A 25,062-nucleotide genomic window follows, 5' to 3' on the forward strand; every position below is an offset into this window, starting at 1 on the left:
AAATCTTTTCAAAAGCAATCAGCCTTTTACCGCTCCGGCTACTACGCCTTCGATAATATATTTCTGGCATACAAGATATACAATAATGATCGGAATGATATCAATCATGATACTTGCCATCATAGGTCCCATCTGCACATGTCCAAAGCTTCCTCTGAAATACTGAACTGCCATTGGAATAGTGCGGTACTGCTTGATATCAAGAACAAGAGTAGGCAGAAGATAGTCATTCCATACCCACATCAGTTCAAGAATCGCAGTGGAAATAATGGTCGGTTTCAAAATTGGTATCAGAATCTGGAAATATACCTGCAGAGGACTGCATCCGTCAATCAGAGCCGCCTCCTCGATCTCCAGCGGAATTCCTTTTACAAAGCCTGTAAACATAAACACTGCCAGTCCTGCTCCAAATCCCAGATAAATAATGCAGATACTGTACGGACTGTTCAGTTTCAGTGTATCTGCTGTCTTTGCCAGAGTGAACATTACCATCTGGAAAGGAACTACCATACTGAACACACACAGGTAATAAAAAAGTTTGGAAAGTTTTCCGTTTACACGAACAATATACCATGCGCACATGGAACAGCACAGAAGGATCAAAACTACTGACATTACAGAAATAATAAGGCTGTACCAGAAGGATTTCAGGAAATCCATCTGTGTCACACTGGCAACAAAGTTTGACAGGCCATTCCAGGTTTCCTTGTTTGGAATACTGAACACACCGGAAGTCGTGATCGCTGATTCTTTTTTTAAGGAGTTAATAAGAATCAGAACGATCGGGTACATCCACAGAATGGAGATGATTGCCAGGATAATTGTTGCCACAGGATTTTTTTTCTTGTTTTCCATTACTGCTGCACCTCCTTCGATGATGTTGCCTTAAGCTGGATCAGCGCAATGGCTACTACCAGGATAAAAAATACAACTGCTTTTGCCTGTCCGATACCCTTCCACATAGGTCCGCTGCGGGCGTAAAAAGTATCGTAAATGTTCAGTGCAAGAAGCTGTGACTGCTTGCCCGGTGCGCCTCCTGTCAAGGACAGGTTCTGGTCAAACATCTTGAAACCGTTTGTCAGTGTCAGGAAAGTACAGATCGTTACAGAAGGCATGATCATAGGTATTTTAATCTTAAAAAGAATCTGTCTGGAAGTTGCTCCGTCGATCTGAGCCGCCTCAACCAGATCCGGCGACACGTTGTTAAGCCCGGCCACATAAATGATCATCATATATCCGATCTGCTGCCACATCAAAAGAAGCAACATTCCGATAAATCCATTCTTGGCAGAAAGTGCAAGCAGAGGCTGTCCCCACATAGAGAGAAGTCCGTTCAGAAGTGTCTGCCATATGTATCCAAGCACAATACCGCCAATCAGGTTCGGCATAAAAAACACAGTACGGAAAACGTTGGTTCCTCTGAATCCTTTTGTCAGCGCCAGAGCAATGGAAAATGCAAGTACGTTGATCAAAATACTGGAAACAAAGGCAAAGATTACAGTCAGCCAGAACGAATGGCTGAAGGTTTTATCCAAAAGCAGTTTGGAATAATTGGCAAGTCCTACAAAGGTTACATCCTGCACCGTTGTAAACTTACAGAATGAAAGATAAATTCCCCATATAAACGGCCAGAGAAATCCGATTATAAAAGCGGCCAGTGTAGGCAGTACAAAAACCGGCCACCATTTTTTGATTGTTTTTCCTACCATCTTGTTCTCCTCTTTCCTTTATACACAGAAAGGGGGCCGCCGCATGTTCTCGTTCCCGGTGGAGGTTCCGCCAGGAGCGGGTTTGCCGCGCCCCCTTTCCAGTTACATTTTGTTCAATACATTTATTCGGTCAGAGCTTTTTCCATTGCCCAGTTGTCAACAAATGCGCTTACAACATCATCCCAGGAACCTGTTTCTGCAGCATAAGCAGTCAGTGCGGTTCCCACACCGTTTTTCCATTCCTCAGACGGCATGGTTGTAAAGTTCCATGATACAGGAGTAAGTCCTGCTTCTGTATTTTCAAGATCCTGTTTTACAAATACATTAGTAGGAGCAACTGCTGTTTTGAAAGGAATTGTGAATCCCATATCCTCTGCCATGGATTTTGTACCTTCCTCAGAAGTTACGCACCAGTTCATAAAATCAAGAGTTGCCTGAATGTCTTCTTCAGAAGCATTTTTATTTACGCACCAGTAATTCTCTGTACCTGTAGCAAGACCCTGATTTTCATCATCTACGCCAAAGTAGATCGGGATCATTGCAAGTTCGTCATCGCTGAAAGTTTTTGCAAGCTCTGCATACTCCCAGGATCCGTTCTGATAGAATACTGCTTCGCTGTTTACAAACTCGTTTCTGGAGTCGTCTGCTGTTTTAGCGGAAAGCTCTGCAGGATCACAGGTGGAATCTGTAATGTAAAGATCAAACAGATTCTTGTAATTTTCAAGGTAAGTACCTTTCAGTTCAGCTGCATCATCTACACCCTCGTCTTTATACTCATAATAAATCGGAAGGTTTGCAAGATGTGTCTTGAATCTCCAGTCAGAGGAAGCATCCATACCTGCAGAAGTAAAGGCTCCTTTGATTCCCAGCTCATCTTTTTTACTCTGGATATCATCTGCAACTGCCTTTAACTGATCATAGCTCTTAATATCGTCAAGTGTATATCCTGCTTTTTCAAGAAGAGTTTTGTTTACGATCAGACCATAAGATTCAATTACATAGGCGATTCCCGGTACACTTTCTCCATCTTTCAGCGCATAGGCGTCAGAAGTAAGCTGGGAGAAAATTTCAGAATCCTTCAGATCATAGCAGTAATCTTTCCAGTTTTTCAGACCAACAGGACCGTTTACCTGGAAAAGGGTCGGAGCATCACTTTTTGCCATCTCAGACTGAAGTGTTGTTTCGTACTGGCCGGATGCAGCTGTAACAACTGTTACTTCTGTTCCTGTTTCCTCTGTGTATGCTTTTGCCAGATTCTGCCATGCTTCATCAGCCTCCGGTTTAAAGTTCAGGTAATATACTTTTCCTTCGCCTTCTGCCATAACAGGCACAGCCGGAATCATTGTTGCTGCCATCAGTGCAGCCATACCCATTGCTGTAAGTTTTTTCATTTTCATGTGATATCCTCTCCTTTTTCATAAAATACAGATAAACATGTTACCCGCTTGATTTAACCTGCTTTTATTATAAAATTGAGAATACAATTCTTCCATGATAAAAATTCAAGAAATATGTTTGTTTTTCATGTTATTTAAAAATATCAATATTTCTATACCCGGTTATTCCTTTTCTGTTTCTTTTTCTGCCTGTTTTCTGTAATATTCTTCAGCATCTGAAACGACCGGTTCGGAATTTGCCGGCTGTAAGGTTACTGCTTCTGAATCTTCCTGCTCATCCTCTTTTTCAGCTTTCTGTTTCAGAACAGTTCCGCGGTCACTCCATGCCGTATACTCTGATTCCGTTTTCGTCTCCCCGTCTGTTTCCGGTTCTTCTGCTTTTGCCTCGGTTTCCTTCATCTGCTCCACAGCTTTTTCCACAGTCTCTTCAGCCTTTTTCATTCCCCGTCGGATCAGAACCAGAAACGCAAAGTCGACAATGCCGTTTGCCAGCATCACACATCCCGCAAAGATCACTGTATATTTGATCATGGCAAAAGGATTCACGATCATTGCAATACCAAGCCCTATAAAAACAAGACTTCCGATCAGAAGGATTTTCCATTCCCCTCTGTCTGCTTTTTTCAGGCGGAGACTTCCCTTAAGTACCCACACAGAATCCACAAGTACAAAGGTTCCAAGAAGAACCGGAAGAAGCTTGACCACAATCTGTGGATTATAAAAAAGAAAAATCCCGATCACCAGAAGCATTCCTCCGGAAAGCAGATCCAGAAGTGTGGCGTTCATTTTTTCCACCACATAGATCAGAATATGGTAAATTCCTGCCAGTATCAGAAGGATTCCAAACACAAACTTGCAGATAGCGTTTACTGCATCCACAGGCATCAGTACAAAGCACAGACCAAGGATCGTGTACAGAAGCGATGTTACAAGCTGTCCTTTTAAAATCCTGTTAATTTTATTCCACATAAAATCATCCTCCTTTCATCTCCTGAACCTTTTTAAATATCCGACTCTGCCTTTTTAAGATTTTTTGTGTTTTTTTCCACCATTTTGCGCGGAACCATGATCTGGTGTCCGCATCCGATACACTTCAGCCTGAAATCCGCACCCACACGGAGGATTTCCCAGTCTTTGCTTCCGCAGGGATGGCCTTTCTTCAGTGTCACCACATCTCCTACTTCATAGATATAACCCATCTGCTATTCTCCTCTTTTACTTTTTATCTGTGAAAAAGCCTGTCCAATAGGCTCTTTGATCAGAAGATCTGCGCTGCGATCTCTTGGCGTGGATGCCTTATTGATCACAACCAGACATTCTCCCCTGAAATAATCAATCAGACTGGCTGCCGGATAAACGGCAAGAGACGTACCTCCTATAATCAGAACCTGCGCCTCGGAAATTGCACGCACAGAATCTGTCAGGGTCTGCTGATCAAGCCCTTCTTCATAAAGCACTACATCTGGCTTGATGATCCCCCCACATTCACAAAGAGGCACACCGGAACTGTTTTTAATATAGGAAAAATCATAAAATTTCCCACATTTCATACAATAGTTTCGATACACGCTTCCATGAAGCTCCATAACCCTTTTGCTTCCTGCCATCTGATGAAGATTATCTATGTTCTGTGTGATCACAGCTTTCAGTTTGCCGGCTTTTTCAAGCTCCGCCAGCTTCAAATGCGCCGCATTGGGTCTGGCTGTATCACACAGCATTTTATCTCTGTAAAACTTATAAAACTCTTCCGGATTCCTCATAAAAAATGTATGACTTAAAATCGTTTCCGGCGGATAATCATATTTCTGATTATAAAGACCGTCTACAGATCGGAAATCCGGTATTCCGCTTTCTGTGGAAACGCCTGCCCCTCCAAAAAATACAAGATTGTCATATCTGTCTATAATTTCCTGAAGTCTGTCAATGCTGCTTTGCATAACCTTCGCCTCCCCTTTCTGTCCGCTCAGTTTACCGGTTCCGCATTTACCTGTTTTCCCTGTACAACAAATCTGGTTGCTTCATTTCCTGTACAGGTGGAAAGTGTAACAATTTTGTCCTTAACCGTAAGCTCAGAAGCTTCTGTTTTAATCTCTGAATATCCCCGGATCGTATTCAGATAATTCTGGTATTCTTCTCCCGGTCCTTTGAATAATGTGTAGGTATCACTGTTTACTCCTGTGGTATATGCAGAAATAATTTCATAGCGGTAATTTTTTTCCGGGGTGAGGATCCAGAAGTATTTACTTTTTTCGTAGGTTGTCTGATCCTCCGTAAATTTTTTCAGATTTCCGAACATAGAACCATTTTTCATATTGTGACCATATATTAATGTGTTACAGTCACTGAAATCACCGCTGTTTTCATAGTCTACAAAAATTGTTCCTGCAAAATTGTAATTATTTTCGTACGTGGTATGAAGATAAGTTTCATTATCATCACCCTGTACCACAGGATAATTAATATTATCCAGAGCTTCTATATAAATCCAGCCTACCACATCCGGATTTACACTTTTCAGCGTATCAAAGTCCACCGTTATCGGCGGTTTCGGTCCCGAAGCCGCATCCTCCGGTTTTTCGTCTTCCGGAGCACGGTCTGTTACTGCCATCTGCTCAATATGATTGTACTCGTCTGTTCCTTTTTTGTACTCTGTATATATATGAAACAGATTATAGGCCGCAAAGCAGAATACCGCAATTGCAGCGATCAGAGCCAGGGTCAGCAGCAGATCTCCTTTCTTCTTTTTCTTTCGCCTCGGTTGGTTTGTTCTTTGTTTTCCCATAAATCACACTCCTGTATTTTTTATGTTCAGTAAAAAGTTTCTGAGAATTAAATTTTTCTGCAACCAGCTTTCTCCTGACTATTATAGCACATCTGACCTTTGTTCTGTAGAACAAAGACAACAGTTTTTATGCTACTTTTCTGATAAAACAAAAAGAGTGCCTTTCTCAGACACTCTTCCCCGATAATGTGGACAGAATTTGAATCTGCAGTTTTCGAGTTATGTACACCATAAGCTTCCAAACCGTTCTGCACCGTAGCCTATCTTATTATTACCGATCATAAGTATATACCCGCTTTTACTTTGTCGATATTTTTGTTTTATTTCTAGCTTTTCCAATATTTGTTTTAATTGCAGATGTAGGACATACTTTTATACACTGGCCGCAACGGATACACTCCATATGATTTGGACTTTTGGCCGGATCCACCTGCATTTTGCATACACTGGCACAGGCCCCGCAGTGTGTGCAGGCTTCCTGATCTACTCTGTACCGGAATACAGAAATTGGCTGAAACAGGGAATACACAGCCCCCAAAGGGCAGATATATTTACAGAACGGCCGATAAATAATCACAGAAAGAATAATGATCGCTGCCAGGAGCAGATTTTTCCATGCATAAAGCCATCCTATTACGCCCCTCATTCCCTGATTGAGAAGCACCAGAGGAATCCCCCCTTCCAGCGTTCCTGCAGGACAGATAAGCTTACAGAAAAAGGGAGCGCCCTGTCCCAGAAGATCCACCACAAACATAGGCATCAAAATCACAAAAACAAGCAAGATCACATATTTCAGCTTGCGGAGAAGCCTGTCTCCCCAAAAAGTGCTGATTTTCTTTGGAAAGGGGATTTTATGAATCAGATCCTGAATCAGGCCAAAAGGACAAAGCCAGCCGCATACAAATCTGCCAAGCAGCGCTCCCACAAACATCAGAAAACCAGCCACATAAAAAGCAAGCTTAAAATTCCAGCTTCCCACCACTGCCTGCATCGCCCCTATAGGACAGGCTCCCAGAGCTCCCGGACAGGAATAACAGTTCAGCCCCGGAACACAAAGATTTTTAAGCTTTCCCTGATAGATCTTTCCTTTTGCAAAACCCACCAGATAACTGTTTGTCAGGAACGCCCAGAGAATCTGTACTCTGTGGCGTCCCCATTCATTTGTACGTTTTTTCTTATCCAATACCAATACACTCCATGCATATATTTACTGCTTTTTCAAAAACAACTGCCATTTCTCCCCGCCAGATGCCGAATATCATAAATGCAGCTCCCAAAACCAAACTGCCGACGCCCAGGAAAAAAGCTGTTCTCTCTGAAATCTTCGCAGAAAAAGACTTTTCTTTATTTTTTCTCTCCATCTTCCTTCTCCTGTTCTGTCTTAAGACCTTTCAACTCTGTATTTACAATTTCTTCCCACTCTTCCAGACTGCGGCTTCCACTGTAGGTTTCTCCTACAATCTTTCCATTTTTGTCCACGAAAAATGTTTCCGGAAATGCCTGTACATGAGAAAGCCGACCATTCATATATCCGGAGTCCGGAAGAAGGAACGGATATCCGGCCTTTGTCTTTTCTGCAAGGATCTGAGCCTTTTTAATTCCCTCGTCATCTTTTTCGGTTCCCTTTACTGTGTCCATTACAATGCCGATCACCTGAACCCCTTTATCCTTCATCTTTTCATTCAGCTCCGCCAGATACGGAATTTCGTCTACGCATGGTCCGCACCAGGTGGCAAATACATTGACCATAGTCAGATCTGCTTCCTGGAAAACAGCTTCTGTATACTCTTCACCGTTAATATCCTCTGTGGTAAAGCTTCCCAAAGAATCGCCTTCTCCCATTTCTTCTTCATCATAAGAAACCATTCTGGTGATTTCCGGTTTTATTTTTTTCAGAGATGCAATCAGGTCTTTATCTGCATCTTTATTAATACTAAGATAATAAATATAATCTCCATCCTCGCTGGTGCCTATTTTTTCATGCTCTGTACATCCTGTCAGCTCATCCAGCTTCTTTTCCAGATCCTTATGGTAGGTTCCAAGAGCGCCAACACGAGCAAGACTTTCTTTCCACTTTGCGTAGCCGTCTCCCGCTTTGTCAACCTCAGCCTCCTTCTGCTCTTCCGTCATGGTACTCCAGCTTACCTGCCCGTATTTCAGTTTACTTCCGTCTTCTGTAATCTCAGCATCCGGAAGCATTACAACTTCTTTGCTTTCCATTTTTTCAAGCAGTTCCTGTGGCAGCTGGAAAGACAGCCCCATATCAGCATAAGAATAGCTTTCCTGTGGCTGAAGCACATAATCTGAAGGACGAACCGTTCCTTCGACAGCATCCTTCTCCGGTTTCTCATCTGTTGCTTTATCTGTTTTCTGTCCTTCTTCCTGTTTCTCAGCGGATGCCCATACCTGAGCAGGCGCTATCCCGCCGCCTGCCATAGCTCCAACAGTAATAACTCCTGCCATCATCCATGCACAAAATTTTTTATCTATCTTTCTCATTCAGATATATCTCCTCTCGTTTTTTGTATTATCATACTATACGAAAGTGAGAAATCTGTAAAGAAAGATTTAAAAAACCCCGCAGTCTCAGGCTGCGGGGTTCTCTCTAAATGATATTTATTCTGTTTAATTACCGGAGCATCCGTGTTTGTTTTCTCCACAATGATGTTCACCGCAGGAATGTTCATGCTCATGGTGAGAGCAGCGAACTGCCGGGTTATAATCAAGTTTTCCTGCAAGGTATGCTTCTACTGCCTCATCTGCAGATCCGGAAACACCTCCGAAAAGCTTAATTCCCATTTCTGCCAGGGCATTCTGTGCGCCTCCGCCGATTCCACCGCAGATCAGTACCTCAACCTTTGCCTGAGTAAGAAAACCTGCCAGCGCTCCATGACCCTGTCCATTGGTGTCAACTACCTGGCTTCCTGTTACTTTGCCATCTTCAACATCATAAAGCTTAAACTGCTCTGTGTGTCCAAAATGCTGAAAAATCTGTCCATTTTCATAAGTTACTGCAATTCTCATTGTATGTTCCCCTTTCGTTCTTATAATTGATTCACAGCCGGTCTCTTCAGCTCTTCCACACTCCGTATTGCAACAAAAATCTGCTGTACCGTCACAAAAACGGTAATTGCCTCCGGAAATCTCAAGCGACTTGCCGTTTACTATACTGTCTGCAATCTTATATCTCGCAGATTCATACAGCTCTGTCACCGTAGTTCTTGAAATATCCATCTGTCTGGCACATTGTTCATGTGTACATTTCTGAAGATCGATCAGGCGAATTGCTTCGTATTCATCAAGTGTCAGACCAGTTTTTTCACCAGTGCTGATGCCTTCTGGAATAAAGCTGTCGTACGCCGGTTCCGCACATATTCTCCTGCATCTCTTTGGCCTTGCCATGAAATCACCCCGTTTTTATTATCGACATATGTCGGTAATTCATATTATAACCCTGTTTATATAAAAATACAAGCAGGTTTTTATTTTTTGAAGAAATTATTTTTACAGCAGAATGTAAAATGACATAATCCATAGGAAAATAACTGTCAGACCGTCAAAATAAATTATTTTATTCTGCTTCATGCGGTCTGATTTATAGGCAAGCTTTGTATGGATTCCTGCATATCGTATAAATCCGCCTTTCTATCCCACTTTATATTGAACTTTTGAACTTACTGTGATATACTCTTTTTATTAAATTGAACTTTATGCTTCAAATCTTAAAATTGAACTTTTTTATGTTTCAGGAGGTACAGACCATGCCAAAAGAATCTTTTGCTGACAGACTTCGGGCTGCAATGGAAAAACAGAATATGAAGCAAGTCGATCTGGTCCGGGCTGCTGCTTCTGCCGGAGTCAAACTTGGTAAAAGCCATGTCAGCCAGTATGTCAGTGGAAAAACCATTCCCCGAACAGATATCCTGAATTTTCTGGCACAGGCTCTTCATACAGATGCAGAATGGCTTCTGGGGCACAATCAGTACAGCACCTCTTCCGAATCCGGTACTGTCGGATTTCATGCAAATACAAAAAAAACATCCGATTTTTCACAGAATACAGAATCTGCTGCCAGGGGTACAGCTTCATCAGATATCTATTCCCAACCGTCCCTGTCTGCATCTGGTTCAGTCAGAACAAAAACACACTCTACAGGAGGAAGTACAATGCGCGAATTTAAAAAATCTTCAAAACTTGATAATGTTTTATACGATGTAAGAGGTCCGGTTGTAGAGGAAGCCGGAAGAATGGAAGAAGCCGGGACCCATGTTCTGAAATTAAATATCGGCAATCCTGCTCCTTTCGGATTCCGCACACCGGATGAGGTGATCTATGATATGCGCCAGCAGCTTACGGAATGTGAGGGCTACTCTGATGCCAAAGGGCTTTTTTCCGCAAGAAAAGCCATTATGCAGTATGCGCAGTTAAAACATATTCCCAATGTTTCTATTGGAGATATCTATACCGGTAACGGTGTCAGCGAACTGATCAATCTTTCTATGTCTGCTCTTCTGGACAATGGAGATGAAATCCTGATCCCTTCTCCTGACTACCCACTGTGGACAGCCTGCGCTACTCTGGCAGGAGGAAAAGCAGTCCACTATATCTGCGATGAACAATCCGAATGGTATCCGGATCTTGATGATATTGAAAAGAAAATCACCGACAGAACAAAGGCCATTGTAATCATCAATCCCAATAACCCTACAGGCGCCCTTTATCCTGAGGAAATCCTCCAGAAAATCGTTGATATTGCCAGACGTCATCAGCTTATTATTTTTTCTGATGAGATTTATGACCGCCTTGTTATGGATGAGGAAAAGCATATTTCCATTGCCTCGCTTGCCCCTGATCTTTTCTGCGTTACTTTCAGCGGCCTTTCCAAATCTCATATGATCGCCGGATACCGTATTGGCTGGATGATCTTAAGCGGCAACAAAAAATATGTAAAAGATTATATTGAAGGGATCAATATGCTGTCCAATATGCGTCTGTGCTCTAATGTACCGGCTCAGTCCATTGTGCAGACTGCTCTTGGCGGTCATCAGAGTGTAAATGATTACATTATTCCCGGCGGAAGGATTTATGAACAAAGAGAATTTATTTACAAAGCACTTACAGACATCCCGGGAATCACTGCCGTAAAACCAAAAGCAGCATTTTATATTTTCCCGAAGATCGATACGAAAAAGTTCAATATCACAAATGATGAGAAATTTGCCCTGGATCTTCTCCGTGAGAAAAAAATCCTTCTGATCCACGGCGGCGGCTTTAACTGGACTGAACCGGATCATTTCCGTGTTGTATATCTGCCCCGTGTAGAAGTTCTGGAAAAGGCAGCCAGAAACATTGCTGACTTCCTGAACACTTATCAGCAACACTAAACTACCGTTCCTTTACCCCGGGGAAACCAAATAAAAAGTCCCGGTGGAAGCTCTGTATATCTTGCAGAAACTCTTTTCTCTGCAAAATATTCGGATACCTTCCACCGGGATTTTATAATTTCTCTCTTCCAGGACATATTATATTTTCCTGAAGCTCTTTTTTCATCCAACTCCAAAATCAGTGATTTCATACAGCACTTCCACATCAGGATCATCCAGAAGCCACTGGTACTCTTCCATAAACCAGCGTACCAGCTCCTCATCTCTTTTTATGGGAGTGGAATTATTGTTAAACACATTTACCGTTCCATGATTAAAATATTCTTTTAGCCATGCGATATCATTTCGGATCATTTCCTTTGTCTGTCCTTTAATCCCAACCATCAGGCAGATAGAATCAAAATACTCCGCAGCCTCCTGGGGTGTCTTGAAATCCGCATGTTTGTTCAGAACCTTTTCCCGGAAATCATAATCAAAGGTTTCCACACCCATCTTGTAGGTAACGGGAATTCCAAAATAATCCCTCATTTCCTGAAGGCGTTTCCGATAGATCCAATGGCTTTCAAAAATCAGCCTTTTAATATTTTTGTCCTGCACCACCCGGCGGATCTCCTCCAGAGTTTGTTTTGGAAGTTCAAAGCAGCTTCCGGAGTTAATGACTTCAAGAACGCCGAACTCACCTGTGATCTCCTTTAAGGCTTCCCTGTTTTCTCTGACCATTTCCGCCTCATCTCTTCCGTTATCCTCAATGTAATCACAGAAGGTACATTTTCCCCAGACACAGGGAAATGCTCTGAGCAGTACGATCTCTCTTTTATTTTTGTCTGTAATCCTGCTATATCGTTCCATTATGATCTACCCTCCCCGAAAGCTTTCTGACCAGTTCTCCGCCCATTGCTGATATCAGTGCGCTTACAGCCAAAACAGAGATACACCTGTCAGCATAATCTGTGAGAAACTGAACTGTAAAAATACTTCCGGTCAGTCCCAGCGGAGTTTTTGAAAGCAGCTGCACAAGTATAGATGAGCCTGATGAGGTTACTCCGCCAAATAAAACAGCGTTGATCAAAGCGCTCACAACAGTCCCCGGAACTGAGATCACAGCTGCAGCCATAAGAATCTTTCCTTTTTTGACTGACATTTTCCGAAAGACAAGGCCGCTGAGCAATCCCGTCAGGATTCCCACCGGAGCAAAATACAGAGAATAAATATCTACCGTCATTCCCATAAAAATACCGCTTAAAATATTGGGGATCATTCCAAACCACGGTCCAAGGACCGCTCCTGCAAAAATCGTTCCAATACTGTCCATATATACAGGAAGCTTCAGAAACAGCGCGATCTGACCTCCCACAATATTAATTCCTACAGCCAGCGCCACAAGGCAGATCTGATATGTGTTTATCTTTTTGTTTTCTTTTTTCATGCGCCTCACCTCCTACAGTTCTTCCAGAAGAGAAAGTTCTTCCATTCCGAATCTGGTTCCATCCTTTTTTTTCAATACTCTGGACAGGAAAAATTTCATAAATTTCTTTCCGTCTGTTTCTGTAAGAATATGACTGTTTGGTTCTTTTTTCCAAAAGTTCATAGAATCCACCACTGTCTGTCCAATACTGATCCCTTCTGTTTCTACTGCCGTAAAGCTGTCAAAACCAGCGCACATATCCTTGTCTATAAAATACGCCACGGCCAGAGGATCATTGATCACGCATCCGATAATTCCCTCATATTTCCAGTGAAAATCCATATAAAAGCCTGTGATCCTGCGGATAAACTCTCCTGTTTTTGGATCAAGCCGACAGATATATTCCAGAATATTCGGTGTCAGGACAATCTTCCGGGTTACATCAAGACCGATCATATGAATTTTTTTGCCAGCTTTTGCAAAAGCATCATAACACACTGCCGCTCCATGAGGGTCACACCAGTAATTATATTCTGCAACCGGCGAACAGTTTCCGTGGCTTTTGAAGCTTCCGCCCATGGAAACCAGCTGGTCTACCCGTTCAATCAGATCCGGGCGTTTCAAAAAAAGTTTTGCCAGATTTGTCATTGGACCAAGGGCAATAATGGAAATTTTTTCTTTTTCCAGAAGTTCCTCCAAAAACTGTACTGCATCTTTATCCTGTTTCTGCCAGGAAACTGAAGGATAAAAGCTTTCTCCCATTCCATCCTGTCCGTGGGTGTCCATAGCATCAATATATTCCCGTTTCAACGGAACCGCCTCACCTCTGTAAACGGGGATTTCCGTTCTCTCCATCCAGTTCAGTACCTTGGCAGCATTTTCGGTTCCCATATCAACAGGTACATTTCCGGAAACAGTTGTGATTCCCGCAATGTCCAGCTCCGGTGAAGCAAGAGCCAGCATAAGAGCAAGAGAATCATCAATTCCCGGATCACAGTCAATTACAATTCTGCACATAAAAAAGTCCTCCTTTCGATAGCTTTTTCCATAAAAGTAAAATCCTCCGCAGAAAAAGGCATCATCAAAAGAAAGATACCTGAAAGAACCTAGTTTTTTATACTGGGAGGGTTTCGAACCAGTTTATTCAATTAAAATAAGCACCAGTTCCGGGAATGATATCCCGGACACTGATGCCAGTATAGCAGATGAAGAAAAGAATTGCAACGAAAAATTCTTATTCAAGCAGTTCGTTCACCGCTTCCGGAGTAAAAACTACCTGCTGCACATGATCCACCTCGATCTGATAAAGGGCATTAGCCGCCAGATGCTCTGCCGCCTGTTCCAGGTCACGGATTCCTGAAACATCCGCATATCTATTGATCACGGCATCAAGGGCTTCGCTTTCTATAATGCACTCCTCTTTCTTAAGCCCCATACGTTTTAAAACTTTCGGAAGTGCAAATTTTGAAAAGATCACTTTCTTTTCTTCCGGTGTATAATCCGGAATCTCGATCACTGCAAAACGTGACATTAACGGCGCGCTGATCTGAGATTTGTCGTTGGCTGTTGCAATAGGATAAACACCAGAGGTGGGAACCATACATTCCATATAGTTATCTGTAAATCCAAGATTATCCAGAAGAGTCAGAAGTACGTCCGCCGGGTTTCCGTTGCCTTTTCCTGCGGCCGCCTTATCAAGCTCATTGATAATAAACACAAGATTCGATTCTCCTGCCATGGAAAACGCCTCCAGGATAATCCCGGGCTTTGCATTTGCATAAACTCTTGAACTTCCGGTAAGCTGCTCCGGATCATTGATGGAGCTCATATCAAGCGTTGTCCACGGCAGCTTCAGAATTTTTGCCACCGCATAGGCAATCTGTGATTTACCGGTTCCGGCAGGTCCCACAAGAAGAAGCCCGTAAGCCGGAAGGGTATGAGTACGATTGATCTGGATAATAGTTTCGATAATGCGCTGCTTTACTTTTTCCATTCCATAAAGAGTTTCATCCAGGATTCTTCTGGCTTCCTTTGGATCAATAGACTCAAAATAATTATTTTTCCACTGAATATTCATCATAATGGAAAGAGCTCTCTGCGCATGGCGGCGTTCTTCCTGGGAAACCTCTGCGGAACGTGCCACTGCAAGATTTCTTCTTGCCCAAAGCCGGATATTATCAGGCAGAGTACGGCCTGCACAGGTCATAAAATCTGTGATGCTCTGAATACTGGTCAGCTTCATCTCATCGCCGTCCTCCGCCTCGTCCTCATCTGTAACAGCCTTTGCCGGAGCACTGCTGGCAAAAAGACGTTCAATCATAAACTGAAGGAAGCCGTCCTCTGCAGAAAGTTTTTTTCCGCCTCCAAAAGCAATCTCACGAATACGGTAAACACAGTAGCCTTCTGATTTGTTTTCTCCTGAAAGGCGTACATTGATGCGATTTTCCCCCAGCCACTTTATAAGACTTACAAAACGTGCGTCAATTTTCAGGATATCGGCGCTGACCACTCCTGTTTCTTCCTTGAACTCAAATGAAGTGCGATGAATCGGATTGGTAAATACTCCGCAGGAATGATGTTTCCACTGTTTTTTGTGATTGTCCAGGATCAGAATGGGCTTTTCCGGTGAAGCTTCTGACTGGTTGGATAAAAAAGTAGTATAGGTACACTCCGGAACAGTTCCTTTTTCCGGTGTATGATTAAAATCAAAAACTGGCATTTTTCTCCTCCTCTTATACCGTCTGTTTTTTTGTAAAATCTATCAGTATTCCTGCTGCCGCGCCTGCCAGTGTAGGCATAATCCATCCGAATCCCGCTTCATAAGCCGGAAGCATTTTTATCAGCCCGGTAATGCCTGGAATAAGGATCCCGTTCTGATCCAGAACAATAAGTATACTGCTGATTCCGCATAAAGCTGCAGTCCATGGGTAAATGCTTCTGAATCTGCCTGTCCAGCGATGTACCAGAGCCAGGATGATCAGAAGAATAGCCATAGGGTAAATAGCATTCAGCACAGGTACGGAATACTGCAGGATCATATCAAGTCCCACATTTGAAAGTACCATAGATACAAAAGCAAACACAAATACCCATCCTCTGTAGCTGATCTTTGGAAAAATCTCTGTAAAATATTTTCCACAGCAGCTGAAAAGTCCCACACAGGTATTAAAGCAGGCAATCACGAAAATCACACCAAGAATAATGGTTCCCATCCTTCCAAAAAGAATGTCCGCCATATCTACCAGAACGGCTGTGCCATTTGCGGCTCCGGCAAAAGTAATGCCCGAAATTTTCCCTACATAGGTCAGCATGCCGTACACAGTCAGAAGTAATGCTCCCGCAATCCATCCTGCGGAAATTGTTTCCTTTATCACTGCTTTTTCTTTTTTTATCCCTTTTGCCTGAATATTCAAGGCAACAATCATGCCAAAATTCAACGCTGCCAGCGTATCCATGGTCTGATATCCGTCCAAAAATCCCTGAACTGCCGCCCCTTTTACATACAGCTCTGCCGGTTCTGCTCCTGACGCATCCAGTATACCGTTTCCTCCTGCTACCATGATCACGCCTGCGGCAAAAAGCACAACAATCAGTACCAGAAGAATCGGCGTCAGTCTTTTTCCCAGATATTCAGTCAGTTTCTCCGGATGCATGGCAACCGCTGTCGCAGCCGCAAAAAATACCAGTGAATAAAGCAGCTGCGGAATCGCTGCTGAAACGCCTTCCGGCATAAAAGGCACCACTGCCATGGAAAAAGAAGTGCTTGCAGTTCTGGGGATCGCAAGGCAGGGCCCGATCGCCAGATACAGAATCATAATATATACAAAAGAAAACTTAGGGTGAACTCTGGATGCCAGATGTTCCAAACCTCCTGATTTTGTTACTGCGATCACTCCCAGAATCGGAAGTCCTACTGCGCTGATTGCAAATCCCAAAAACGCAATCCATGTATGCGTTCCTGCCTGCGCTCCCAGAAAAGGCGGAAAAATCAGATTTCCCGCCCCGAAAAACATGGAAAACAGGGTAACACCCATCAGTATTTTATTTTTTAAACTGAATTTCTCCATTACCGCTCCTCTCTTTTGCAGTTTCTTAGCGTTAATCCAGCTTTATTCCTGCAAGAGCCTGTGCAAACCCGTTGTTCACCGGCTCTTTTGCTTCCTTCTGCTGCTGTCTCAGATATTTCTGTACCTCTCTCTTATTTACACCGGCTCCCTCTTTTTTCCTTCTTGCCTGGAAAGATGAAAGTTTTTCTTTATAGCCGCAGGCACAGACAAAGGTTTCCTCCTTGCCTTTCACGATCATTTCCATTCGTTTATGACACTTTGGACAGCGGGCATTGGTGGTTCTGGAAACAGTTTCCCGGTATCCACATTCTCTGTCCTGACATACCAGCATTTTGCTGTTTTTTCCATTCACTGCCAGAAGCCTCTTTCCGCAGTCTGGGCAGATTTTATTGGTAATATTATCGTGTCGGAAGGTTCCGCTTCCTGTTTTTATCTCATCCACGATCTCACAGGTGTATTCCCTGATTTCTCTCAGGAAGGTATCCTGACGAAGATTTCCCTTCGCAATATCAGACAGCTTCCTTTCCCAGTCTGCAGTGAGTTCCGGTTTTTTCAGATCCTCCGGGACAAGCTCCAGAAGCTGTTTTGCCTTGGAAGTCAGATGGATTTCATTGCCCTTTTTTTCCATCATAAAGCTTTTAAACAGCTTCTCGATAATATCTGCTCTGGTTGCAACTGTGCCAAGTCCCCCGGTTTCTCCCAGTGTTTTTGCTGCCTGGCGATCTCCTGTGGACAAATATTTTACCGGGTTTTCCATGGCTGCAAGAAGGGTAGCTTCTGTAAATCTTGCAGGCGGCTTCGTTTTTCCCTCTTTTAGACGAAGATTTTCTATTTTAAGTTTTTCTCCCTGCTTTCTTACCGGAAGGCTCTGATCTTTTATTTCCTGTTCCTCATTGTCTTCCTCGTCCCGGTAATCTCCTTCATAAACCTCTTTCCAGCCGGGATTTACCACTGTTTTTCCATTTGCAGCAAAACAGAAGCCTTCTGCCTCCGCCTCCATGGATGTCTGCTCATATTCAAACGCAGGATAGAGAACACTAAGGAAACGCCGCACAACCATATCGTAAATTTTTCGCTCTTCATTTGTCATATGGTCAAGCTGCACAAACTGCTCTGTGGGAATAATGGCATGATGATCGCTTACTTTTTTGTCATCTACAAAGCTTCCGTTTACCTGAACCGGTCTGGTCAGCAAAGCTCCTGCCAGCTTCCGGTAAGGACCGGTACCGCAGGCTTTCAGCCTTTCTTTAATCGTGGGAACAACATCCTTCCCGATATATCGGGAATCTGTTCGCGGATATGTGAGAACCTTGTGATTTTCATAAAGACGCTGCATAATATTCAGAGTTTCCTTTGCAGAAAATCCGTATTTCTGATTGGCTTCTCTCTGAAGCGTTGTCAGGTCATAAAGTCCCGGTGCATATGTTTTCTTCGGCTTTTTGGAAACAGCGGTGATAGTAAGTGCTTTATCGTTTATTTTTTCTGCAATTTCTTCTGCCCGTTCTTTACTGAACGTACGGAAGTTTCCGCTTTTTTTGTCCTTCCATGTCCAGGTGATATCCCCTGCATTTACCGTAATACCAAAATATTCCTTTGGTTTAAAGTTCCTGATCTCCTGCTCACGCATGGCAATAATGGCAAGCGTAGGTGTCTGCACACGTCCGCAGGAAAGCTGAGCATTATACTTACAGGTAAGCGCTCTTGTACCGTTTATTCCAACCAGCCAGTCTGCCTCTGCCCTTGCCGCTGCTGCCCGGTAAAGATTGTCATAAGCTCTTCCATCCTTCAGGTTCTGAAATCCGTCTTTGATGGCCTTATCTGTAACGGAAGATATCCACAGACGGCGAATAGGTTTGCGGCAGCCGGATCTGTCCAGGATCCAACGGGCAACCAGCTCACCCTCTCTTCCTGCATCTGTGGCAATAATAATATCTCCGATATCCTTTCGGAAAAGCTGAGTTTTTACTGCATTATACTGTTTACCTGTCTGACGGATCACTACAAGCTTCATATGATCCGGCATCATAGGAAGGGTATTCATCTCCCATTTCATATATTTTTTGTCGTATTCTTCCGGATCAGCCAGAGTTACAAGATGCCCCAGCGCCCAGGTCACTACATGATCTTTTCCTTCCAGACAGCCGTTTCCTTTCTGGCTGCAATGAAGAACCCTTGCGATATCTCTTGCAACAGAAGGCTTTTCCGCAATTACTAATGATTTCATACAATTTCCTTTCAGATATTATTTCAGGCATATCCATGTGCCTTTTACTCTTATCATAAAAGGATTGTAACACAGGAAGAACAAAGAGGACAAGCCCCGGTCTATTTTCCCATCTTGTATCCGATTCCACGCACTGTCTCGATCAGATCTCCTGCCTCTCCCAGTTTTTGTCTCAAAGTTCGGATATGAACATCTACCGTACGGCTTTCTCCGTCAAATTCATAGCCCCAGATCTGATTAAGAAGCTGAGTTCTGGAAAGAACCATTCCACTGTTTTTCAGAAGAAGGCACAGCATTTCATACTCCTTCAGTGTGAGATTTACAGGCTCCTTATTTACTGTCACAACATGTCTGGACGGACATACATAAAGACTTCCGATTCTGTATTCCTCTGCACCTTTATCTTCCAGTCTCCGAAGCCGCGCCCTGATACGGGAAATCAGCTCCATCATGCGAAAAGGTTTGGGAATATAATCATCAGCTCCGCTGTCCAGCCCCATAACAGTATCATACTCGCTTCCCTTTGCAGTCAGCATAATTATAGGAAGTTTACGGGTATCAGGTCTTGCTCTCAGTTTTTTTAAGATAGAAATCCCATCCTCTTCCGGAAGCATAATATCCAGAAGAATCAGAGAAGGAACCTCATTTTCCAGTTCCTTCCAGAATAAAGACGGCTTCGCAAAGCCTTTTGCATCAAGGTCCTGACTTTTTAATGTATATACAACAAGTTCGCGAATACTTTCATCATCTTCTACCAGGTAGATCATCTGTATACCTCCAGATTTTTTCATTTGATATGAAGTATAAAAGTCTTCCGTTAAATTTCCTGTACAACCCATGTTAAATTATTGTAAATTCCTGTCGAAAATGCTATGATAACAGAAATAATTTCGGAGGAAACCATGTATTATTTTATTATCAATCCCAATTCCCGCTCAGGAGCCGGAGCCCGTATCTGGTCTGAGCTTCAGTCTGTGCTGGATAAAAAACGCATACAGTATAAAGCATATTTTACAGAATATCCGGGACATGCCGTAAAACTTGCAGCTTCCATATGTTCTTCTGATGCTGCACCTCTTTCTATCTGCCTTGTGGCTGTTGGCGGAGACGGAACGATCCAGGAAGTTCTCTCTGGAATCCCCAGCCTCTGCTCTGTGCGCTTTGGCTATATTCCCACCGGTTCCGGCAATGATTTCTGCCGTAGTATGAATCTGCCAAAAAACCCAATGAAAGCCCTGGATATCATCCTGTCCGACACAGCATGTACACCCATGGATGTTGCAGAGTTTACTGCCAACGGACAAAACTGCCGTTTTGCCATAAGCTGCGGAATTGGCTTTGACGCTGCTGTCTGCCATGAAATCAACCACTCTTCCCTGAAAAAAATCCTGAACCGTATTCATCTTGGAAAATTCGCCTATCTTCTTATAGGACTGAAACAGCTTCTTCTGTTTCCCCCTGTAGGAATTTCCATAGAAACAGAAAGCGGCGAAAAACACTTCTATGAAAAAGTATTTCTCACCGCAGTTATGAATCATAAATATGAGGGCGGAGGCTTCCAGTTCTGTCCTGAAGCTGATTCCAATGACGGATTTCTGGATGTAATCATTGTAGAAGGTATGCGCCGCCCCACTCTGATCTTCTGTCTTTTTCTTTCTATTTTTGGCAAACATACTGGTTTCCGGGGTGTTCATCTGCTTCGCTGCAAAACAGTCACAGTGCGAAGTTCAAAACCGCTTGCTGTACATAAGGACGGAGAATCTGCAGGCATCTGCAAAAAATTCACAGCCTCACTGGCACAAGAGCCTGTCCAGGTGATCCTTCCCGACAAACCAGTCAGTTAAATCCATAAAATTTCTGGCACAGCTTATAGGCTGCAATAAAAGTTTTGCGGCCTCCTTTTCCCGGCAGATTGGAAGCGCAGCCCATGATCCCCCATCGCAGTCTGTGGTAAATCCAGCGGTCTTCCTCTCTGATATATTCCAGAAGTTCTTTTTTCTTGTCCAGAGCCTCCTGGGTTTCTGCCCGGATCAGCATTACAGAAGAAATCGTGGTAATGATTTCCAGATAACTGAGCATATATTTTCTCAGGTGACGATTCGTGCTTTTGCATCTGTGGAACACATCTACCATAATACGATTTACCCGCAGCTGCTGGTCGATCCTTCTGATCATCACAGCTTCGTTCACAGACTGATCCTCACGTCCGATAAAATATCTGTAAAAATTCACATCAAGGTAATACATTTTTTTCACATGCACAAGAGGTTCAAAAGCAAAAATATTATCCACATAAAATGTGTGCTTTGGCAGCTCCAGACCACAGTCATGGAGAAGTTTGGTTCTGTAGATCATAGAGTGCATCAGGAGATATTTTCCTTTATGCATATGTACCTTATTCCAGCCAAAAACTTCATTTACAGGAAGGCAGCGCCTGTACTGCATAACTTTTTTTCGTTTTGCTCCCTGTTTCTCATAAACAAAATTACTGATCAGAAGATCCACAGATTCTGAGCCTCTGATAAGCTCTTCCAACGTTTTCAGAATCTGTGCGTACGCCTCTGCATTTACCCAGTCGTCACTGTCCACCACTTTAAAATAAAGGCCTGTCGCATTGCGTATTCCCGCATTTACCGCTTCGCCGTGACCGCCGTTCTCCTGGTGGATTGCCTTTACAATGGTAGGATATTTTTCTGCATATGCGTCTGCAATCTCTGCGGTTCTGTCTGAAGATCCGTCATCCACTACAAGGATTTCCACATCTTCTCCTCCCACCAGCAGGGAATCAATACATTTTTCCATATAAGCCTCTGAATTATAACAGGGGATCGCAATACTCAACAATTTCATCTTGTTTCCTCCTTCATGTACTTTACATAAGCGCCAAATGCGGCAGGAATTGCATACTGCCTGTCAGACTGCTTTTTATCTGCAAAAATAAGTTTTGAATTTCGGTTTGTTTCCAGAGAAGAAACCCGGATCCGATATCCGGTCATTCTCCATTCAATATGAGAAAAAATATGCTTTGCCGGTTCCAGCTCTTCAATATGCAAAGGCTCCAGGTTCATTTTTTCCACAGCTTTTACTGCCTCCTCCGCAGAAAGGATCCCCTTCACATTTGGAAGTTCATAAAGCCCTGCAAGAAGTCCCTTATCCGGTCTTTTCTGTATAGCAGTCCTCTCTCCGTCCTGGATCACCAGCACTGTTCTGTTTTCTATTTTTCGAGCTTTTTTCGGAGCTTTTACAGGAATATCCTCTGTTGTATCATGCAGATGCGCCCTGCAGATTTTCTGTACCGGACACTCCTGACATTTTGGCTGACCGTTAGGAACGCAGATCACAGCCCCAAGCTCCATCAGGGCCTGGTTAAAATCTCCCGGGCAGTCCGAGGGCATGATTTCTTTGAGCGTCTGTTCCATTTTCCTGCGAACTGACTGCTTCATAATATCTTCTCTGCTCTCAGTAATTCTTGACACAACTCTCAGAACATTTCCATCTACAGCCGGAACAGGGATACCGTATGCAATAGAAGCAATGGCCCCTGCCGTATAACTTCCTATTCCCTTTAACGACACAAGCTTTTCGTAGGATTCCGGAAGTTTTCCTCCATATTCTTCCACCACGGTACAGGCTGCAGCCTGCATATTTCTCACACGATTATAATATCCCAGACCTTCCCACAGTTTCATAAGCTTCTTTTCCGGGCAGGAAGCCAACGCCGCCACATCCGGAAGTTCTGTAATAAACCTTATAAAATACGGCTTAACTGCCTCCACTCTGGTCTGCTGGAGCATGATCTCCGACACCCAGGTATAATAGGCATTGTTCTGATCCCGCCACGGAAGGATTCTTTTATTTTCCCGGTACCATTTAATAAGAGGGGAAACTATCCCGCTTAACACCGGCGGATTTTTACTTTCGTTCGGGGTGAATTGATCAGAACACCTATTGCCTGTATGATTGTCCGGATTTCCCTGAACTACAGAAATTTTATTCTCCATCAGGCACCTCCAGGTCTATGGAAACCGGATTGCAGATTTCCATAAAATTTTCTCCTACCAGGCAGTCGTAAGCCAGAAGCTTTACCCCTGCTTCAGCCGCTTCTCTCAGAACCATTCCAAATTCCGGATGCGTTTTCCAGTTTGGCTGAAAATATCTCACATCTTTCATCTGTATTACCAGAAGAAGATACGCTTCATATCCGTCTTTCATGCACCGAATCAGCTCCCGCACATGCTTTACCCCTCTTTCTGTAGGCGCATCCGGGAAGCGTACAATATTATCCTCTTCTAACGTTACTCCCTTAACTTCCATAAAGGCTTTTCGGACAGACGACTCAATATAAAGGTCAAACCTGGAATTTCCGTATTTTCTTTCTCTGTACACAGAAATATCCTCCGGAAAAAATCCCCCTTTTAAAAGCCATTCCTCTGCCGCCTTATTGGGCGCCTGGGAATCCATATTGATCCACCGCCCCTCCTTGCACACGCTGATCAGATCATATCTGGTTTTTCGCGCCGGGTTCTGTCCTTCCTCAAGGATCACTTCATATCCGGGAACCAGAAGTTCCCTGCATCTTCCTGTGTTTTTTACATGCACAGTTTCTGTCTGCCCGTTAAGCTCCACATGAGCAACAAAACGATTGGGCCTGTCCAGAAATCTTGCTTTTACCGTATGGCTGTAATTCATCTCTGTAACCTCATTGCTGTTATCAAGTGGCTCTATTGTATCACATGTTTTTCCCTTTTTCCATTAAAATTCAGATTCCCCGTCACATCTCTTTTCCCATTTTCCCTGTGCTTATAATCACCTGGTGCGCTATATATCAATTTAATTCTGCCATTTCTTCAAATTTCTTGTTTTTTCATTTTTTAGTTTCTGTTTTGTTTTCTATTCACTACTTCCACTTACAAGGAGGTAGTCTTATGGAAACAATCATATCATTAATACAACAACTCTGATCATCTCCAAAAAGCCCGGAAATACGGGCATTTTACGGGATATAAGAACTGAATTCACTACCGATTTACTACTTTCGGATTGAGCTTTGACACGCTTCTGCCTCCCGTGAAGCCCACCGCCCAAATAGTGACACATCGAAAATTGAATACGACACCGCAGACGGCGGCGTTCTCTTTTCCCCTTTGGGGAGATCAGGACGCCGCTTTTCTTTTGCCCAAAACCAGAAAGGAGGCGACCGCCTATGTACTTTACTTCCGGCAGCGACCGGGCCTTTGAACAGCTCATGCAGACGAGGCCGGGCGCAGATCATTTTGACAGCGGCGAGGCCGGAGCGCCGGAGGACTGCGGCACCTGCCGTTTCTACCGCCCGCACTGGAAGTACCAGTTTTGTGTGTATGAGGAATGTCCCTACCAGCCGGGCAAGCTCGCCGCCCTTGACGGCACGGTGAAATTTCAAGTGAAAGGAGTGGACGACGAGATGGCAGTTTTTCGAGTGGAGAAAAACCGGGGCTACAACCAGAGCGAGAACCGGGGCGCGCAGACCTCCCACGGGCTGAACTACCAAAAACTCGGAAAGGAGCTGATGAGCCAAGACGAAATTGCAACGATGGACGGAGGCAAGTGTATTTTGCAGGTGCGCGGTGTGAGGCCGTTTTTCAGTGAGAAATACGACATCACCCGCCACCCCCGCTATAAATACCTCTCGGACGCCGACAAAAAGAATACCTTTGATGTGGACAGCTACCTGTCGTCCCTGCGTCGGAAAAAGCGGCGCGTAATAACGGAGGACGAACCCTTTGACCTCTACGACATTGAGCTGTCGGATGAAGATTTTGCCGCAGAATAAAGCGGCCATAGAGAAAGGAGCGTGACCGATGGGACACTCGGACGAATGGACATTTGCAGATTATTTCAGGTATGAGCAGGAAATCTACCGGGCGATCATTTCCGCTGCGGTGCTGTGCCAGTGGATTGCGGAACATGATACCCCCCGCCCACGGACGGGGAAGCCGAAGAACTTGTAAGGGAAATAGACCGCAGACTATGTGAAGCATGGGGCGAGATTTTTTCGCTGGCTGTGCTGGAATGGCGGGACGGCCAGTAACTCCGGGCCGTCTGCTGATTGTGAAGC

Annotated in this window: 23 protein-coding genes, 2 pseudogenes and 1 riboswitch; of the genes and pseudogenes, 4 read left to right on the plus strand and 21 right to left on the minus strand. The window is 43.8% G+C overall.

The genetic code is table 11. The features are described 5' to 3' along the window. Nucleotides 1–18: 18 nt before the first annotated feature. The 11 genes from LU279_RS12005 to LU279_RS12055 all read right to left on the minus strand — a co-directional run bounded on the left by LU279_RS12005 (nt 19) and on the right by LU279_RS12055 (nt 9,290). Nucleotides 19–855 carry a carbohydrate ABC transporter permease gene (locus tag LU279_RS12005; protein ID WP_274422742.1) on the minus strand — a complete coding sequence of 279 codons (837 nt, stop codon included), beginning with the start codon at nt 853–855 and terminating at the stop codon, nt 19–21. Further along, nucleotides 855–1,709: a carbohydrate ABC transporter permease gene (locus LU279_RS12010; RefSeq protein ID WP_274422743.1), complete on the minus strand. Its 855-nt coding sequence runs from the start codon at nt 1,707–1,709 to the stop codon at nt 855–857. The genes LU279_RS12005 and LU279_RS12010 overlap by 1 nt, the downstream gene beginning before the upstream one ends. A gap of 122 nt (nt 1,710–1,831) precedes the next feature. Beyond that, nucleotides 1,832–3,106 carry an ABC transporter substrate-binding protein gene (locus LU279_RS12015; protein ID WP_274422744.1) on the minus strand — a complete coding sequence of 425 codons (1,275 nt, stop codon included), beginning with the start codon at nt 3,104–3,106 and terminating at the stop codon, nt 1,832–1,834. Between the two features lie 162 nt (nt 3,107–3,268). Further along, entirely contained in the window at nt 3,269–4,075 is an 807-nt protein-coding gene (locus LU279_RS12020; protein ID WP_274422745.1) for an HdeD family acid-resistance protein, read from the minus strand. A gap of 32 nt (nt 4,076–4,107) precedes the next feature. After that, on the minus strand, nt 4,108–4,305 hold the full coding sequence (locus tag LU279_RS12025; protein ID WP_274422746.1) for a DUF951 domain-containing protein: 198 nt from the start codon (nt 4,303–4,305) through the stop codon (nt 4,108–4,110). Nucleotides 4,306–4,308: 3 nt separating this feature from the next. After that, nucleotides 4,309–5,043 carry an NAD-dependent protein deacylase gene (locus tag LU279_RS12030; protein WP_274422747.1) on the minus strand — a complete coding sequence of 245 codons (735 nt, stop codon included), beginning with the start codon at nt 5,041–5,043 and terminating at the stop codon, nt 4,309–4,311. 26 nt (nt 5,044–5,069) lie between these two features. Continuing rightward, a complete protein-coding gene (srtB, locus tag LU279_RS12035) occupies nt 5,070–5,888 on the minus strand; it encodes a class B sortase (RefSeq protein WP_274422748.1) in 819 nt (272 codons plus the stop codon). A gap of 298 nt (nt 5,889–6,186) precedes the next feature. Next, the gene (locus LU279_RS12040) at nt 6,187–7,071 is read right to left on the minus strand and encodes a 4Fe-4S binding protein (protein ID WP_274422749.1); all 885 of its coding nucleotides are present in this window, start codon (nt 7,069–7,071) and stop codon (nt 6,187–6,189) included. Further along, a complete protein-coding gene (locus LU279_RS12045; RefSeq protein WP_274422750.1) occupies nt 7,064–7,249 on the minus strand; it encodes a CD1871A family CXXC motif-containing protein in 186 nt (61 codons plus the stop codon). Before LU279_RS12045 ends, LU279_RS12040 begins: the two co-directional genes overlap by 8 nt. Then, complete coding sequence (locus LU279_RS12050; protein WP_274422751.1) at nt 7,233–8,387, minus strand: TlpA family protein disulfide reductase; 1,155 nt, start codon at nt 8,385–8,387, stop codon at nt 7,233–7,235. The genes LU279_RS12045 and LU279_RS12050 overlap by 17 nt, the downstream gene beginning before the upstream one ends. A gap of 126 nt (nt 8,388–8,513) precedes the next feature. After that, complete coding sequence (locus tag LU279_RS12055; protein ID WP_274422752.1) at nt 8,514–9,290, minus strand: DUF134 domain-containing protein; 777 nt, start codon at nt 9,288–9,290, stop codon at nt 8,514–8,516. Between the two features lie 359 nt (nt 9,291–9,649). On the opposite strand from LU279_RS12055, the gene LU279_RS12060 reads away from it, so the two are divergent. Continuing rightward, nucleotides 9,650–11,272 carry an aminotransferase class I/II-fold pyridoxal phosphate-dependent enzyme gene (locus tag LU279_RS12060; RefSeq protein WP_274422753.1) on the plus strand — a complete coding sequence of 541 codons (1,623 nt, stop codon included), beginning with the start codon at nt 9,650–9,652 and terminating at the stop codon, nt 11,270–11,272. Between the two features lie 162 nt (nt 11,273–11,434). Here the strand turns inward: LU279_RS12060 and LU279_RS12065 are convergent, their stop codons facing one another. The 7 genes from LU279_RS12065 to LU279_RS12095 all read right to left on the minus strand — a co-directional run bounded on the left by LU279_RS12065 (nt 11,435) and on the right by LU279_RS12095 (nt 19,735). Beyond that, the gene (locus LU279_RS12065) at nt 11,435–12,121 is read right to left on the minus strand and encodes a radical SAM protein (protein ID WP_274422754.1); all 687 of its coding nucleotides are present in this window, start codon (nt 12,119–12,121) and stop codon (nt 11,435–11,437) included. After that, nucleotides 12,108–12,698, minus strand: coding sequence for an ECF transporter S component (locus tag LU279_RS12070; RefSeq protein WP_274422755.1), 591 nt, complete (start codon nt 12,696–12,698; stop codon nt 12,108–12,110). Before LU279_RS12070 ends, LU279_RS12065 begins: the two co-directional genes overlap by 14 nt. 12 nt (nt 12,699–12,710) lie before the next feature. Next, complete coding sequence (locus LU279_RS12075) at nt 12,711–13,694, minus strand: nucleoside hydrolase (RefSeq protein WP_274422756.1); 984 nt, start codon at nt 13,692–13,694, stop codon at nt 12,711–12,713. Between the two features lie 83 nt (nt 13,695–13,777). Beyond that, nucleotides 13,778–13,822, minus strand: a riboswitch (PreQ1 riboswitch). Between the two features lie 89 nt (nt 13,823–13,911). Beyond that, complete coding sequence (locus LU279_RS12080; protein ID WP_274422757.1) at nt 13,912–15,396, minus strand: AAA family ATPase; 1,485 nt, start codon at nt 15,394–15,396, stop codon at nt 13,912–13,914. A 13-nt stretch (nt 15,397–15,409) separates the two neighbouring features. Next, nucleotides 15,410–16,744: a branched-chain amino acid transport system II carrier protein gene (gene brnQ / locus LU279_RS12085; protein ID WP_274422758.1), complete on the minus strand. Its 1,335-nt coding sequence runs from the start codon at nt 16,742–16,744 to the stop codon at nt 15,410–15,412. A gap of 31 nt (nt 16,745–16,775) precedes the next feature. After that, entirely contained in the window at nt 16,776–18,968 is a 2,193-nt protein-coding gene (locus LU279_RS12090) for a DNA topoisomerase III (RefSeq protein ID WP_274422759.1), read from the minus strand. A gap of 101 nt (nt 18,969–19,069) precedes the next feature. After that, entirely contained in the window at nt 19,070–19,735 is a 666-nt protein-coding gene (locus LU279_RS12095; protein ID WP_274422760.1) for a response regulator transcription factor, read from the minus strand. 135 nt (nt 19,736–19,870) lie between these two features. Here LU279_RS12095 and LU279_RS12100 point away from each other — a divergent pair, with 135 nt between their 5' ends. After that, on the plus strand, nt 19,871–20,812 hold the full coding sequence (locus LU279_RS12100; protein ID WP_274422761.1) for a diacylglycerol/lipid kinase family protein: 942 nt from the start codon (nt 19,871–19,873) through the stop codon (nt 20,810–20,812). Here the strand turns inward: LU279_RS12100 and LU279_RS12105 are convergent. The 3 genes from LU279_RS12105 to sfsA form a co-directional block, all read right to left on the minus strand. Next, nucleotides 20,805–21,818: a glycosyltransferase family 2 protein gene (locus tag LU279_RS12105; RefSeq protein ID WP_274422762.1), complete on the minus strand. Its 1,014-nt coding sequence runs from the start codon at nt 21,816–21,818 to the stop codon at nt 20,805–20,807. The two genes, LU279_RS12100 and LU279_RS12105, sit on opposite strands and share 8 nt — an antisense overlap. After that, a complete protein-coding gene (mutY, locus tag LU279_RS12110) occupies nt 21,815–22,870 on the minus strand; it encodes an A/G-specific adenine glycosylase (protein WP_274422780.1) in 1,056 nt (351 codons plus the stop codon). The genes LU279_RS12105 and mutY overlap by 4 nt, the downstream gene beginning before the upstream one ends. 88 nt (nt 22,871–22,958) lie before the next feature. Further along, complete coding sequence (gene sfsA, locus LU279_RS12115; protein ID WP_274422763.1) at nt 22,959–23,657, minus strand: DNA/RNA nuclease SfsA; 699 nt, start codon at nt 23,655–23,657, stop codon at nt 22,959–22,961. Between the two features lie 784 nt (nt 23,658–24,441). On the opposite strand from sfsA, the pseudogene LU279_RS13495 reads away from it, so the two are divergent. Further along, nucleotides 24,442–24,777 (plus strand): annotated as a pseudogene (locus LU279_RS13495) (VirD4-like conjugal transfer protein, CD1115 family); the annotation flags it as partial. A 28-nt stretch (nt 24,778–24,805) separates the two neighbouring features. Next, nucleotides 24,806–25,035: pseudogene (locus LU279_RS13500) on the plus strand (antitoxin). Nucleotides 25,036–25,062 lie beyond the last annotated feature (27 nt).

It is taken from the genome of Blautia sp. XA-2221 (assembly GCF_028767025.1).
GTDB lineage: Bacteria > Bacillota > Clostridia > Lachnospirales > Lachnospiraceae > Blautia_A.

What these genes read in the sequence shown, in the direction of transcription:
- LU279_RS12005 (WP_274422742.1), bottom strand. Translation starts at nt 855, where the DNA reads ATGGAAAACAAGAAAAAAAATCCTGTGGCAACAATTATCCTGGCAATC.
- LU279_RS12010 (WP_274422743.1), bottom strand. Translation starts at nt 1,709, where the DNA reads ATGGTAGGAAAAACAATCAAAAAATGGTGGCCGGTTTTTGTACTGCCT.
- LU279_RS12015 (WP_274422744.1), bottom strand. Translation starts at nt 3,106, where the DNA reads ATGAAAATGAAAAAACTTACAGCAATGGGTATGGCTGCACTGATGGCA.
- LU279_RS12020 (WP_274422745.1), bottom strand. Translation starts at nt 4,075, where the DNA reads ATGTGGAATAAAATTAACAGGATTTTAAAAGGACAGCTTGTAACATCG.
- LU279_RS12025 (WP_274422746.1), bottom strand. Translation starts at nt 4,305, where the DNA reads ATGGGTTATATCTATGAAGTAGGAGATGTGGTGACACTGAAGAAAGGC.
- LU279_RS12030 (WP_274422747.1), bottom strand. Translation starts at nt 5,043, where the DNA reads ATGCAAAGCAGCATTGACAGACTTCAGGAAATTATAGACAGATATGAC.
- srtB (WP_274422748.1), bottom strand. Translation starts at nt 5,888, where the DNA reads ATGGGAAAACAAAGAACAAACCAACCGAGGCGAAAGAAAAAGAAGAAA.
- LU279_RS12045 (WP_274422750.1), bottom strand. Translation starts at nt 7,249, where the DNA reads ATGGAGAGAAAAAATAAAGAAAAGTCTTTTTCTGCGAAGATTTCAGAG.
- LU279_RS12050 (WP_274422751.1), bottom strand. Translation starts at nt 8,387, where the DNA reads ATGAGAAAGATAGATAAAAAATTTTGTGCATGGATGATGGCAGGAGTT.
- LU279_RS12055 (WP_274422752.1), bottom strand. Translation starts at nt 9,290, where the DNA reads ATGGCAAGGCCAAAGAGATGCAGGAGAATATGTGCGGAACCGGCGTAC.
- LU279_RS12060 (WP_274422753.1), top strand. Translation starts at nt 9,650, where the DNA reads ATGCCAAAAGAATCTTTTGCTGACAGACTTCGGGCTGCAATGGAAAAA.
- LU279_RS12065 (WP_274422754.1), bottom strand. Translation starts at nt 12,121, where the DNA reads ATGGAACGATATAGCAGGATTACAGACAAAAATAAAAGAGAGATCGTA.
- LU279_RS12070 (WP_274422755.1), bottom strand. Translation starts at nt 12,698, where the DNA reads ATGAAAAAAGAAAACAAAAAGATAAACACATATCAGATCTGCCTTGTG.
- LU279_RS12075 (WP_274422756.1), bottom strand. Translation starts at nt 13,694, where the DNA reads ATGTGCAGAATTGTAATTGACTGTGATCCGGGAATTGATGATTCTCTT.
- LU279_RS12080 (WP_274422757.1), bottom strand. Translation starts at nt 15,396, where the DNA reads ATGCCAGTTTTTGATTTTAATCATACACCGGAAAAAGGAACTGTTCCG.
- brnQ (WP_274422758.1), bottom strand. Translation starts at nt 16,744, where the DNA reads ATGGAGAAATTCAGTTTAAAAAATAAAATACTGATGGGTGTTACCCTG.
- LU279_RS12090 (WP_274422759.1), bottom strand. Translation starts at nt 18,968, where the DNA reads ATGAAATCATTAGTAATTGCGGAAAAGCCTTCTGTTGCAAGAGATATC.
- LU279_RS12095 (WP_274422760.1), bottom strand. Translation starts at nt 19,735, where the DNA reads ATGATCTACCTGGTAGAAGATGATGAAAGTATTCGCGAACTTGTTGTA.
- LU279_RS12100 (WP_274422761.1), top strand. Translation starts at nt 19,871, where the DNA reads ATGTATTATTTTATTATCAATCCCAATTCCCGCTCAGGAGCCGGAGCC.
- LU279_RS12105 (WP_274422762.1), bottom strand. Translation starts at nt 21,818, where the DNA reads ATGAAATTGTTGAGTATTGCGATCCCCTGTTATAATTCAGAGGCTTAT.
- sfsA (WP_274422763.1), bottom strand. Translation starts at nt 23,657, where the DNA reads ATGAATTACAGCCATACGGTAAAAGCAAGATTTCTGGACAGGCCCAAT.